Genomic DNA, 12,403 nt, shown 5'->3' on the forward strand with positions numbered 1-12,403 from the left:
TATCCGGAGAAAAGACCTCCGCATAACTCTCATCGGACCCGAGACAAGCGAGCTACCTGCAGATGTCCACTTCTGAGTCTTCGCCCACCGCACGTTCATCCGCGGCGCCCCTATCGACCATGCCCGATCCCAGGCGTTGGAAGGCACTCGTCTTCATCTGTATCGCGCAGTTGATGGTGGTACTCGACGGCACCGTCGTCCAGATAGCGCTGCCCGACGCCAAGGTCGACCTGGGGATCAGTACCGCCAACCAGCAGTGGGTGATCACCGCCTACGCACTGGCATTCGGCGGTCTCCTGCTCTTCGGCGGCCGCATTGCCGACCTGTGGGGTCGTCGTCGGGCGCTCATGGTCGGGTTGGTGGGCTTCGCCGTGGCGTCGGCACTCGGCGGAGCCGCGGTGAACCAGGGGATGCTGTTCGGTGCCCGCGCGCTGCAGGGAGCGTTCGGGGCACTGTTGGCCCCCGCCGCGCTGTCGCTGCTGACCGTCATGTTCACCGCACCCAGAGAGCGTGCGCGGGCGTTCGGGATCTTCGGCGCGATCGCGGGCGGCGGTGCCGCCGTGGGCCTGCTGCTCGGTGGATTCCTCACGCAGGTACTCGATTGGCGTTGGACGATGTACATCAACGTCGTGTTCGCGGTGGTGGCGTTGTTCGGTGCGATGGTGGAGATCAAGGAGCCGCCCCGGGCGCACGACCACCAACCCGGACTCGACGTCGCGGGGGTGATCCTCGGTGGCACCGGACTCGCGCTGGTCGTGTACGGCTTCAGCCGGGCGGCCGAGGAGGGCTGGGGCGACACGGGAACCGTCATCTGTCTGATCGCGGCGGTGGTGTTGCTGGTGGCGTTCGTGGCGTGGCAGGCGCGCAGCCCGCATCCGCTGCTGCCGCTGCGCGTCGTCGCCGACCGTGCCCGCGGTGGCGCCTACCTCACCGTCGCGTTGTCGGTGGTGGCGATGTTCGGCTCGTTCCTGTTCCTGACGCTGTACATGCAGGTGGTGCATCACTATTCGCCACTGATGGCCGGCGTGGCATTCCTGCCGATGGTCGGCGGCATGCTGGTCGGGTCGACCCAGATCGCGGTCCGGCTCATCACCCGGGTGCCGCCCCGGTTCCTGCTCGTCCCCGGTGCGCTCCTCGCCGCCTGCGGCATGCTGCTGCTCAGTCAGATCTCGGCGGAGTCGACGCGGTACTGGAGCGTGATCTTCCCTGCGTTGTTCATGCTCGGTATGGGAATGGGCACCGTCTTCATGACGTCGATGAACCTGGCCACCTACGGCGTCGAGCCACGTGATGCGGGTGTGGCGTCGGCCATGGTCAACACGTCGCAGCAGGTCGGCGGTGCCATCGGTACCGCGCTGCTCAACACGATTGCCGCCACCGCGGCGGCCTCGTACGTGACCGCGCACCTGGCGTCGGTCCACGGTCCCGCGCAAGCACAAGCGCTGCAGGCGGAGGCGATGGTGCACGGGCAGAGCGTCGGCTTTTACGTTGCGGCGGCGATTCTCGCCGGTGTGGCGGTGGTCGCCGGGTCCCTGATCAATGTGAAGCGGCCGATCGGTGCCCACGAGGCCGAGGTCGACACCGCTGTCGCGGTGTGAACCTCGGGAGCGGTGGACACCGGTGAACCGTGATCAGGTGTCGAGCAACTCGACGCTGGTGATCCGATGCAGCGTGAAGCGCTGTTCGTCGTCGCCGCCGTCCTCGACGCCGACCAACTGCCCGGCACCCAGGATCCGCGGGGTCACCACATGCCGACTGGCCGAACCGTGCGCGTCGACGTATCCGATGCGCAGTCGACGATTCGCCCGCAGCGCCAACTGGATCAGCGCGGTGGCCGATTCGCCACCGCCGACCGCGCGGACCGGTGCGGACCGAGTGCCCGCGGTGGGTGCCGCGCGGGTGGCGCGGTCGTGGGATCGCATGCGCGACACCACCGATCGCAGCTGTTCGGCGGTCGGTGCGCTCCGCCGCGGCACCGGATGTCGCCGACCACGCGCGGCACTCACCCGACTCCCGCGGTCGCGCAGATCCACCAGGGCGCCCGACGAATCCTCCCCGGCGGGGGCAAAACCCGCCTCGCGCAGACGGTCGATCACGTCACGGACCTCCGACGGCGACACCGCCACGGTGGGTGCCAGGGCGCGCAGCGCGAGGTGGTCGGCCGCATCGCTGCGCAGGACCGCGGCGAGCATGGTGGGGTCTTCGCAGCGGATGAACGACGACGCGATACCGACCCGCAGTTGCCCGTGCCTCCGCGCGACATCCTCGACGAGATAGGTCAGCGACTGCGGCACCGGGGTGCGCGAACGGGTGGTGAACAGGGTCAACAGTTCGCTGCTGGTGCGCCCCGCGTCGAGCGCCCGGCGCACGCTCGACTCCGACACCCGGTACACCGAGGCCGCGCCACCGGACTCGAGGTCGGCCACCAATTCGACCTGCTCGGCCAGATCGGCCGCCATGGGCCCGGGCACCGTCAGGGTGAGATCGGCCTGGGTGAGGAAATGATCCACCGGCTCGGGCAGGGCCTTGCGCATCGCCGCGACGAGCGCCGAGTCGCCCTCGGCCTCGGTGTGTTCGGACGCGAGCCGGCCCACCGACGTCAGGCAGTGATGCGCCACAACCCCGAGATGCCTTGCCTCCGAGAGTGTCTCGTCGATGAGGTGGGTGGTGAGCCGACGCATCTGATGCGGGTGAAGCCATGCGAGCAGCGCGCTCACGGTGGCGATCGAGAACGGCGCAGCGGGAGCCGAACCGGCGAGGGTGGCCAGCACGAGGTGGCGCTGGCCGGCGGCGGTGGCGTCGTAGAGTTCCGACGACAGCGCCGGATACGCGTTCCCGTCGCGGTCGGGTTCGCCGACCTGCCAGGCGCGGCGCGGCATGGTGAGCCAGGCGTCGAGCAGCGTGGCCCACTGTCGTTCCGGAGCGGAGTGCAGCCACGCGTCGGCGGCGTTCGTCGGCGCGAACGCCTGTTCCCCGCGGTCGCCGGGCGGCGGCGGTTCGGGGAAGCCGATGTCGATGAGCCGTGCGTGTCCGAGGATCTCGATGAGGAACGCCAGCCGCTTCTGATCCAGGCCGGTCACTTTGGTCAGGCGCCGCAGCTCGCGCACCCCGAGCGCACCGGAGCGGAGCACCGCGGCAGGAGTGGCGGCCAACGCCCCGAGGATCGACGTCGCGTGCCGGATCGCCTCGAGGGCTTCGCCGCCCGCGGCCTCGTCGACCTCGCGTGCGGAGAACCGGCGCGACACGGTCTCGTCGACCAACGGGGGCCGCGACAGCTCGTCGGTGCGCAACGGGGGTTCCTCGCGCAGCAGCCGACCGACCATGGGCGGTAACTCCACGGTCTGGTCGTCGATGCGGGCGAGTAGGCCGCGTGCGATCAGCCGGGCCACCGGGCTGTCGGGGTCGGCGCCGGGCGCGGCGTCGCGGCTGCGTCCGAGTGCCGGACCGCCCGCCAGGGTGGTCAGCAACTCGCGCTGCCGGTCGTCGACGCTGTCGATCAGGGCGCGTAGCTCCGCCGGGGAGGTGTGTGCCAGCGGTCCGGTCAGGTGCAACGCCTTCCACGGGAGCGTCGCCCCGAGGTGCGCACCCCACACCAGCGCCGCGTGCTCGCCCCAGAGCAGCGCGCGGGCCAGCAGCAGTTCGATGCGGTCGGTGATCTCGGCGGCGTCGGCCCGATCCGAGAGTGCGTCGACGATGTCCGCCGCGGTCGTGGACGCGGGCAGCGGCCCGCGACCCGCTGCGCCGGCCACCGCCATCACCTGCTCGACAACGGCCAGAGTCAGCAGGTCGAGTCCCTCGCCGGCCAGAGTCATCGACGCCGCGGTGAGGGCGCGCTGTGCCAGCACCGCGGTGCCCTGCGGGGGTGGCGACGCCAGATCGGGTCGCTGCGCGAGCAGATCCGCCAGGGCGTCGTCGGAGCGGGCGGCCAGATCGTCGGCCAGGCCGAGCGGCTGGTCATCCGAACTCATTCGATCAAGTCTAGTGGTCCCGGGTGTGCATCCGGGGCGCCGCCGACCGCGTGCACGCCACCGAAGGTGACGACAGGACAGGTGACGCCAAACACGGTGCTCGACTCCCGCCCATGGCACAATGTTCGCGTGGCTGAGAAGAAAGAGCACTACGTCGACAACGGTTGGCCCCGCGACGAGGACGGTTCGGTCCCCGAGCACGTGGTGTCGGAGTTCGCTACCGACATTGCCGGTGCACTGTCGCCCTTCGGCGACGTGGAGTTCCCCCTGCCCGCCGACAAGGTTCCCTACGTGCAGCCGAAGACGGAAGTCAACCGCTGACCGGTTCGGGTTTCTCGCACCTCGACGGGTCCGGCCGGGCCCGCATGGTGGATGTGGGCGACAAGCCCACCACACGTCGCCGAGCCGTGGCCGCCGGCACCTTTCACACCTCGACACAGGTGATCGACCTGCTGCGCGATGCGGCGCTGCCCAAGGGTGACGTGCTCGCCACCGCGCGCATCGCCGGCATCATGGCCGCAAAGCGCACGGATTCGCTCATCCCGCTCTGCCATCAGCTCGCGCTCAGCGCGGTCGACGTCGACTTCGTCGTGGGCGACGGGCACATCGACATCACCGTCGCGGTGGAAACGGCAGGCCCCACCGGCGTCGAGATGGAGGCGCTCACCGCCGTGGCCGTCGCCGGCCTCACCCTGCACGACATGACCAAAGCCGTCGACCGCACCGGCCGGCTCGACGACGTCCGCCTGCTGGAGAAAAGCGGCGGCCGTTCGGGTCCATGGCATCGCGACGACGAGATCGGCGAGCAGGCATGACCGATCGGCCACGGGTGGCGCGGGTGGTGGTGGCCTCGACCCGGGCCAGCAGGGGCGTCTACGTCGACCGCAGCGGGCCGGTTATCGCCGAATGGCTTGTGGCGCACGGGTTCTCGGTTGACGAGGTCGATGTTGTCGCCGACGGCGAGCCGGTGGGCGCCGCGATCCGCGCCGGGGTCTACGCGGGCGACGACGTGGTGATCACCACCGGCGGCACCGGGCTCGCACCGACCGACCGGACCCCGGAGCAGACCCGTGCGGTGCTCGACGTCGAGATCCCCGGACTCGCCGACGCGATCCGCGGCGCGGGGCTGCCACAGGTGCCCACCGCTGTCCTCTCCCGGGGAATCGCCGGGGTGGCCGGCACGACGCTGGTGATCAACCTGCCCGGCTCCACCGGCGGGGTCCGCGACGGGCTCACGGTGCTCGACGGCGTCCTCGACCACGCGCTCGACCAGATCCGTGGCGGGGACCACTGACGTGGTTTCCGGTAGACCGGTCGGTATGAGCTCGGACTCCGATGCCGTCATCGCGGGCGCCCATCTGTCGCCGCACCCGATCGATCTGGCCACCCACGAAGCGCTGGTGACGCGTGCGTCCGGCGGCAGCGCGGGCGCGATCGTCGGGTTCGCGGGCGCGGTGCGCAATCACGACGGGGGGCACGAGGCCGCGGTCACGATGCTGTCCTATTCGTCGCATCCGACGGCGCCCGCGGTACTGGCGGAGGTGGTGGCCGAGGTGATCGACGGCGTCGCAGGCGTGCGGGCCGTCGCGGTGTCGCACCGGGTCGGCGACCTGCAGGTGGGCGACATCGCCTTCGTCGTCGCCGTGGCGGCCGATCACCGCGGCGAGGCGTTCGGACTGTGCATGCGGCTCGTCGACGAGGTCAAGGCGCGCCTACCGGTATGGAAGCACCAGTACTTCGCCGACGGCACCGACGAGTGGGTGGGATCGGCCTGACGACGCGTCCCCGGCAGCACCCTCACCGGAGCCGACAAGAGAATTGGAAAAGGGCCCCGCACGGATGAACATCGTGCGGGGCCCTTCGTCTGGGGCCCGGGACCGGGTCAGGCCGGCCGGAGCGTTGGTGACACCGCTCAGGGGAGCGGGATCAGGCCCTTGTTCTGGTTGTAGAGCTTCAGCTGGTCCGGGGTGAGCTCGTAACCGCTGTCCTTGGCCGCCTTCCACAGGTTCTTGACCTCGGGGCTGACGTTGGCCTCGTCGAGCGCGCCGTCGACCTGCTTCTCCACATCACCGGTGTTCTTGGCCTCCGGGGTCTTCTCCAGCGGCGTCTGCGGCTGCTCCTCGACCTTCGGCGGCTTCGGGGCCTCGGGGGCCTTCAGCGTCTTCGGGGAGTCGGTGGGCGCGGTGCGGGGGGTGGAGCCGGACAATCCGGTGCCGCACACCGGCCAGGCGCCCTTGCCCTGCGTGGCCAGCACGTTCTCGGCCACCGCGATCTGCTGCTCCTTGGTGGCCTGGTCGGCCGACGGGGCGTACTGGGTGCCGCCGTTGGCGGCCCAGGTGCTCGGGCTGAACTGCAGTCCACCCTGGTAGCCGTTGCCGGTGTTGATCGCCCAGTTGCCACCGGACTCGCACTGCGCGACCTGATCCCATTCGGAGTCGGATGCGGCGTGTGCGGAACCGGTGCCCATCAGGGCTGCGCCGCCGCCGAGGACTGCGCCGGTGAGGGCGACCTTGGCGAAGGTCTTGGTGGTCGTGTTGGTCGTCGGCTTGCGATGACGTCCGGCCATGAGTTGTCTTTCCTCTCTCCACGCGCCTACGAAGTCAGCTGTCGGGTTCGGGCGAGAGGTGCCCGGTCCGTGGCCGTGCGGCCGGTGGACTTAACCCCGAGGACATCGGTGTCGATGCCCGGTTCTCTGGGGGAGAGTTGGGTCCCCCGTCCTCGTTCCTAGATGTTGCTTGTCATTCCACCGATGGAACGAGGCTCGGCGCGATCGGCGAAATGCTGGGTTCTTGTTTGCTGTCCTGTGACCTCCCGGAGGCGGTCGAGTAGTACGGTACGACGTCTCGCCCGCCGAATCACGCCCTCGCGCAACCCTATTTCCGTGCCGACAGTGGGCCTTTCGACCCAATGTCGGCGTCTTTGCTGCTCACGCCCGTGATGGTCGGTTTGTGGCCGTCCTGTTATCGACCTGTTATGTGATTAAGGTCACACAGCAAACGTGATGTCAACCACCGGCGAACGGGGGCAACACGTCCAGCGTGGAACAAGCGCCCAGCCGCCGGTCGCGGTCGCAGAAGGCAGCCGCGTCACGCAGATACGAGCAGCGGGCCAGGACCGGGGCGAGTCGGGGATGCCGCTCGCCGAGCAGGGTCTCGAGTTCGCCCAGGGTCACGGTGTCGTCGACATCGAGCACGACGCCGTCGGTGCCTGCCGCCGCCCGCGCGGCGGCGAAGTAACGCACGGTGAGAACCATCGGCGCCTCAACCACCGATCGCCGACATCGGGCGGTCGGGCTGCCGGAAGTCGCGCGAGTTCACCGCGTGCCCTGCCTTCTTGCGCCAGACGTCGGCGCGCCACAGACGGGCGATCTCACCGTCGTCCCCACCGCCGCGCAGAGCGTCCATCAGCGACGTCTCGGTGTCGGCGAACAGGCAGTTGCGCAGCGCCCCGTCGGCGGTGAGTCGGGTGCGGTCGCAGTCGCCGCAGAACGGTCGGGTGACCGAGGCGATGACCCCCACCCGGGCCGGGTCGCCGGCCGGATCGGTATGACCGCGGACGATCCAGGTGTCGGCCGGGGCGCTGCCGCGCGCCCGCGTGTCGTCGGCGAGGTCGAATGCTTCTCGCAGCACCGCGAGGATCTCGTCGGCGGTGACCAGCGCCGAGCGGTCCCAGCGGTGATCGGCGTCGAGCGGCATCTGTTCGATCACCCGCAGTTGATAGCCGTTCTCGAGGCAGAACCGCAGCAACTGCGGCAACCGCTGCAGATCGGCGCGGGCGGGCAATACGGCGTTGATCTTGATGGGCGCGAGTCCGCAGGCACGCGCCACGGCGAGGCCGTCGACGACGTCGTGCAGGCGGTCGCGCCGGGTGATCTCGGCGAAACGGGCGCGGTCGACGGTGTCGAGCGAGACGTTGATGCGATCGAGTCCGGCGGCGACCAATCCGGGTGCCCGGTGAGCCAGACCGAGGCCATTGGTGGTGAGCGCGATCTCGGGACGCCGGGGCAACGCGGCAACGCCGGCGATCACGTCCTCCAGGTCGCGCCGCAGCAGCGGTTCACCGCCGGTGAACCGGATGCGTCGTACGCCGAGGTCGCGCACGGCCACGGTGATCACCCGGATGAACTCGTCTGTCGTCAACAGGTCGGCGCCGGGCAGCCAGTCCAGGCCGTCGGCGGGCATGCAGTAGGTGCAGCGCAGATTGCACCGGTCGGTCACCGAGACGCGCAGGTCGGTGGCCACGCGTCCGTAGGTGTCGAGCAGCGGCCCGGACGCGGGCACATCGGCGGTGTCGCGCGGCAGCGTGGGCAGTCCCAGTGCGACGACGGTCATCGCGCCTCCGCAGGAGCCGCGGGGCGTGCTTCGAGAGCGCGGAAGGTGCTCGCGTGAAACACCAGCGGCTCGACGTCGGGGTCGCTGCGCAATGCATCGATCTCGAGTAGGACGACGGTGTGGTCACCCGCGGGGACCTCACCACGCAGGTGGCAGGACAGATGTGCGCTGGCGTCCGGGATGAACAGGGCGCCCGCATCGGTGCCGTAGGGCTCGATGGCATCGAACCGGTGATCGGCGGGCCCGGCGAGCTGGCGGCACAGTGCGCCCTGATGATGGGCGAAGACGCTGACGCCGATGGCCGGTGCATCGCGCAGTCGCGGCCATGTGGACGACGAATTCTGCACGCATACCGAAACCAGCGGCGGATCGAGCGAGACGGTGGTGAATGCGCTGGCCGCCATGCCGATCGGCTCGGCGGTGTGGTCGGAACGGCAGCACACGGCGACCACCCCGGTCGGAAAACAGCTGTAGGCGCGGCGTAGCGCGCCGGCATCGGAGACCGGGGCCAGTTCGACGTGGCGAGACGTCACCTCGCCCGCCGGCCCGATCGCAGCGCGAACACGATGCCGAGCAGGAATCCCAGCGGTGCGCACATCGTCAGCAGGTACACGAATGTGGGTGCCGTCGCGCCGTGGGCGACGATCGGCGTGACGAAAAGCGCGATCAGGGCGACGAGGCCGATCACGAACACGAGTCCGGCGACCTGCAGCAGACGCGTGGACGAATTCTTGCGCATATGTCCACGGTAGATGACCCGTCCGGGTGGGTGCGCGGTGTCGTCGCCCGCGACGGGGGTAATGCCGGTGACCGCTCGAATGGCGGTTGGCTAGAATGGTCAACAGCGGACGCCTTGCTCATTGCTTCCTGGCTCGTTTGGTGCAGTCATGGGTGGGCGTCTTTTTGTTGTGATGGTCCGACGAAGATGAAGGTGAGCACGGTGCCGACCGGCAAGGTGAAGTGGTACGACGCGGAGAAGGGCTTCGGGTTCCTCTCCCAGGAGAGCGGTGAGGACGTCTACGTCCGATCGTCTGCGCTGCCCGAGGGTGTCGAGTCACTCAAGCCCGGCCAGCGCGTGGAGTTCGGTATCGCCGCGGGACGCCGGGGTCCGCAGGCGCTGACCGTCACCGTGCTCGAACCGGCGCCGAGCGTCGCGAAGAACGTTCGTGAGGCCGCCCGCAAGGATGCCAAGCGGCACACCCCCGACGAATTGCACGGGATGGTCGCCGACCTCATCACGCTGCTCGAGGGCAAGGTCCAGCCGGACCTGCGTCAGGGTCGTTACCCGGATCGTAAGACCGCGCAGCGGATCTCCGAGGTTGTGCGCGCGGTGACCCGCGAACTCGATCGCTGAACGTTCGGGCCGCTCACCGGGCTGCCCGTCTCACGCCAGCGGACTGCGGCAGCACGACTCACGCCACCGGAGGCCCTACGAGTTCGAAGCCCTCCGGTGTGGTGTCCACAGCGAAAACCGCCCGGAACGGTAGCGCCGTCGCCGTGGTCTGCGCCGAGATGACCTTGACCTCGATCTTGACCAGCACATGGTCGTGGGTGGAGGGCAGGGTCACGGTGTAGGTGGCGCCGCTCTTCTTGTACACGGGTTCGGGATCGGGGTCGGTGATCACACCGCGAGCGTCGGCGTACTGCGTGACCAGTGTCCACGGCTGTCGTGCGATGTCGGCGGAAACCGACATCAGCACGGATTCTCCGACGGGCACCGGGACGTGGCCGAAAGTGGCCTGCGACAAGTCTTTCGGCTCGCAGTTGTTGCCGAACACGTCGCAGCGGATGGACGGTTCGACCCGCACCAGGCGGTCACCGACCGCGAGTTGGAGGTAGGGGCCCTCGTCGTGATGTCTGCCGACGGTCAGCGCGGCCACCGTGCCGCCGACCACCGCCACGAACAGCACCGCCACCACCACGATGATGGCGATGGCCTTCTTCTCCCCGCTTCGCAGTTGCACGGTCTAATGATGGCTTGTGGTGTTCGGCGGCCGATGGGGTGGTCCCGGCGGGTTCGATGATTCCGGCGGGCGGTGCGGACCGAGGTGATGGTGCCGTCTGGGGTCGCGGTGCGTCGGCTGCGGCCGGGTGGGTGCGGTCGCGGGCGTGTGCGGTGACGCGGCGTCGGCGCCCGGCCGGGTCGACGAACGCTGCGTCGGGTGGGTGAACGGGGTGGTCGCAGCCGCGGAGAACGCCACCGTCGGGGCGGCATGGTCGGGACGCCGACCTCCCATTCCGGGGATCAGCGACGATCCGCGGGTGGTCAGCACGGTCTGGACCAGTCCGAGGCACAGGAAGACGGCGACCACGGTGAACCCGATCCACAGCGTCGTCGGCAGCAACACCCCCAGCGATGCGCCGAATACCCAGCACAGCTGCAGCACCGTCTCCGACCGCCCGAACGCCGACGCCCGGGACCGCTCGGGCAGGTCGTCCTGGATCGACGAGTCCAGGCATACCTTGCCGATGGCGCTGGTGCCCGAGGCCACCAGCGCTGCAACAGCGGCCACCAGGATGTTGCCGAAAATGGCGGTCAGCACCGCCACCACGAAGCACGCGGCAGTCGCCCACACGACGATCCGCGGCGGATTCGACAGTTCGAGTCGGGTACCCACGCCGTTGCCGATCATGTTGCCCACGCCCGCCGCCGCACCCACGAGGCCGAGAAGCGCCAGCTGCATCCAGCTGTTGTGGGTCGCGTCTTGCGCCTTGGCGTAGAACGCGATGTAGAGCGTCAGGAACCCGGTGAGAATCCGGATGGTCCCGTTGCCCCAGAGTCCGGCCACCACGGTTCGGCCCAACGGCTGCCGGATGGTCTGGGCGATCGCCCGTGCGCCGAGGCGGGCACGTGCGGCGGCCTTCGCGCCGCGGCCGTCGGTGGCAGGCTCTCCCGGCACCGGCGCAGGGGGCGTGTCGACGGGACCGTGGTAACTGATCGTGGTCGGCACCTCACCTTCGGTGACCTCCACCCAGGACGGAATCCGCAGGCAGAGGTACGCGCCGACAGCCGAGATCACCGCAAGCCACGCGAGTGCGCCGGGAATGTGGATCGGCAACACCTTGCCCAGCAGCAATTCGAACAGCGCGGCCACCGCACCGCCGACGATGGTGCCGCCGATCAGGCCGAAGGTGGTCAGCCGTGAATTCACCCGCGGCAGATCGATGCTCGGCGGCACCACCCGTGGCGTGACCGCCGACTTGAGCACGCCGAACGACTTCGACAACACCAGCAGACCCAGCGCGCAGGGATAGAGCACCCACGGGTCGTACTGGAGTTGGCCGGTCACCGAATTCCAGCTGGCATTGCTCATGATCAGCAGCGCCAGGACGGTCCGCAGGCCGAAGGTGGTGGCCATGGCGATGCGCCGGCCGTGCTGCAGCCGGTCGAGCAGCGGGCCGATCAGCGGTGCGATCAGCGCGAACGGTGCGATCGTGAGCGCCAGGTAGAGCGCCACGTTCGTCTTCGATTCGCCGGTGGCCGCCGCGAAGAACAACGTGTTGGCCAACGCGACGGCCATCGCGGCGTCGACCGCGAAGTTCACGATCACCGGAAGCGTCAGCGCGGTGAGTCCCGATTTGTCGGCGCCGTCGGCGGTGGCCGCCGAATAGATCATGTCCACGCCGCGCCCGGTGAGCTGTCTGCTGCGCATCGCGGCCACGCGCATCACCGTGATCTTCTTCGGACCACCCGCTTGCGTCGCATGCCGATCGGTCTCGGGTTCCGACGGCATCGCCCGCGTGCTACCCGCACCGATGGTCTCGGTCTGGTCGTCGAGCGGCGGCAGGTGCGGGTTACGGGTCGGCGGCGGTAGATAGGCATCACCGGCCGCGCCCCGCGCCGGATGGCTCCGGCGACCGGAATGGGAATCACCGGGCGGATAGTTGGCCGTGCCGGGATGCGCGGCCGCCCGGCGCCGGGTGCGGTCGTCGGTGTGCCCCGGCCCCACGTCATGCGCGTATCCGGCGTCTGCCGGGCGCGTGGAGGCGTCCCCGGAGTCGCCGGTGGGCGAATGCATGCGGTCGGTGTCCCCGTTTCCCCGCCTCCATCGGATCACCTCATCGATTGTTCCTCATCGAAGGCGCCGGGTGGGGTAGGGGCGC

At 69.5% G+C, this 12,403-nt stretch carries 14 protein-coding genes and 1 riboswitch; of the genes, 6 read left to right on the forward strand and 8 right to left on the reverse strand.

The window, feature by feature from the left end:
* Positions 1 to 119 precede the first annotated feature (119 nt).
* Positions 120 to 1,598, forward strand: coding sequence for an MFS transporter (locus ACWDSI_RS00400; RefSeq protein WP_449755303.1), 1,479 nt, complete (start codon positions 120 to 122; stop codon positions 1,596 to 1,598).
* A gap of 33 nt (positions 1,599 to 1,631) precedes the next feature.
* Here ACWDSI_RS00400 and ACWDSI_RS00405 read toward each other — a convergent pair whose 3' ends face one another.
* Positions 1,632 to 3,968: a helicase-associated domain-containing protein gene (locus tag ACWDSI_RS00405; RefSeq protein WP_449755304.1), complete on the reverse strand. Its 2,337-nt coding sequence runs from the start codon at positions 3,966 to 3,968 to the stop codon at positions 1,632 to 1,634.
* Between the two features lie 129 nt (positions 3,969 to 4,097).
* Here ACWDSI_RS00405 and ACWDSI_RS00410 point away from each other — a divergent pair, with 129 nt between their 5' ends.
* Genes ACWDSI_RS00410 through ACWDSI_RS00425 form a run of 4 tightly spaced genes read left to right on the forward strand, consistent with a single transcriptional unit; the run spans position 4,098 to position 5,743 of the window.
* Complete coding sequence (locus tag ACWDSI_RS00410) at positions 4,098 to 4,289, forward strand: hypothetical protein (RefSeq protein WP_449755305.1); 192 nt, start codon at positions 4,098 to 4,100, stop codon at positions 4,287 to 4,289.
* Positions 4,286 to 4,783, forward strand: a complete 498-nt coding sequence (moaC, locus tag ACWDSI_RS00415) for a cyclic pyranopterin monophosphate synthase MoaC (RefSeq protein WP_449755686.1) — start codon at positions 4,286 to 4,288, stop codon at positions 4,781 to 4,783. Before ACWDSI_RS00410 ends, moaC begins: the two co-directional genes overlap by 4 nt.
* On the forward strand, positions 4,780 to 5,262 hold the full coding sequence (locus tag ACWDSI_RS00420; RefSeq protein WP_449755306.1) for a MogA/MoaB family molybdenum cofactor biosynthesis protein: 483 nt from the start codon (positions 4,780 to 4,782) through the stop codon (positions 5,260 to 5,262). The genes moaC and ACWDSI_RS00420 overlap by 4 nt, the downstream gene beginning before the upstream one ends.
* Positions 5,263 to 5,287: 25 nt before the next feature.
* The gene (locus tag ACWDSI_RS00425) at positions 5,288 to 5,743 is read left to right on the forward strand and encodes a molybdenum cofactor biosynthesis protein MoaE (RefSeq protein ID WP_449755307.1); all 456 of its coding nucleotides are present in this window, start codon (positions 5,288 to 5,290) and stop codon (positions 5,741 to 5,743) included.
* Between the two features lie 137 nt (positions 5,744 to 5,880).
* On the opposite strand, the gene ACWDSI_RS00430 is transcribed toward ACWDSI_RS00425, so the two are convergent.
* The 5 genes from ACWDSI_RS00430 to ACWDSI_RS00450 form a co-directional block, all read right to left on the reverse strand.
* A complete protein-coding gene (locus ACWDSI_RS00430; protein ID WP_449755308.1) occupies positions 5,881 to 6,534 on the reverse strand; it encodes a transglycosylase family protein in 654 nt (217 codons plus the stop codon).
* 7 nt (positions 6,535 to 6,541) lie between these two features.
* Positions 6,542 to 6,714: riboswitch (cyclic di-AMP (ydaO/yuaA leader) on the reverse strand.
* A gap of 258 nt (positions 6,715 to 6,972) precedes the next feature.
* On the reverse strand, positions 6,973 to 7,221 hold the full coding sequence (locus tag ACWDSI_RS00435; protein ID WP_449745732.1) for a MoaD/ThiS family protein: 249 nt from the start codon (positions 7,219 to 7,221) through the stop codon (positions 6,973 to 6,975).
* Positions 7,222 to 7,228: 7 nt separating this feature from the next.
* Positions 7,229 to 8,299 carry a GTP 3',8-cyclase MoaA gene (gene moaA / locus ACWDSI_RS00440; protein ID WP_449755309.1) on the reverse strand — a complete coding sequence of 357 codons (1,071 nt, stop codon included), beginning with the start codon at positions 8,297 to 8,299 and terminating at the stop codon, positions 7,229 to 7,231.
* On the reverse strand, positions 8,296 to 8,832 hold the full coding sequence (locus ACWDSI_RS00445; protein WP_449745730.1) for a flavin reductase family protein: 537 nt from the start codon (positions 8,830 to 8,832) through the stop codon (positions 8,296 to 8,298). The genes moaA and ACWDSI_RS00445 overlap by 4 nt, the downstream gene beginning before the upstream one ends.
* A complete protein-coding gene (locus ACWDSI_RS00450) occupies positions 8,829 to 9,038 on the reverse strand; it encodes a hypothetical protein (protein WP_449745729.1) in 210 nt (69 codons plus the stop codon). The genes ACWDSI_RS00445 and ACWDSI_RS00450 overlap by 4 nt, the downstream gene beginning before the upstream one ends.
* 201 nt (positions 9,039 to 9,239) lie before the next feature.
* Between ACWDSI_RS00450 and ACWDSI_RS00455 the strand changes: the two genes are divergently transcribed.
* Positions 9,240 to 9,653 (forward strand): cold-shock protein, encoded by a 414-nt coding sequence (locus ACWDSI_RS00455; RefSeq protein ID WP_449745930.1) that lies wholly within the window; start codon positions 9,240 to 9,242, stop codon positions 9,651 to 9,653.
* 58 nt (positions 9,654 to 9,711) lie between these two features.
* Here ACWDSI_RS00455 and ACWDSI_RS00460 read toward each other — a convergent pair whose 3' ends face one another.
* The gene (locus ACWDSI_RS00460; RefSeq protein ID WP_449755310.1) at positions 9,712 to 10,263 is read right to left on the reverse strand and encodes a DUF2771 family protein; all 552 of its coding nucleotides are present in this window, start codon (positions 10,261 to 10,263) and stop codon (positions 9,712 to 9,714) included.
* 3 nt (positions 10,264 to 10,266) lie between these two features.
* Complete coding sequence (locus ACWDSI_RS00465; RefSeq protein ID WP_449755311.1) at positions 10,267 to 12,318, reverse strand: MFS transporter; 2,052 nt, start codon at positions 12,316 to 12,318, stop codon at positions 10,267 to 10,269.
* Positions 12,319 to 12,403 lie beyond the last annotated feature (85 nt).

It is taken from the genome of Gordonia sp. NPDC003429, from assembly GCF_053588575.1.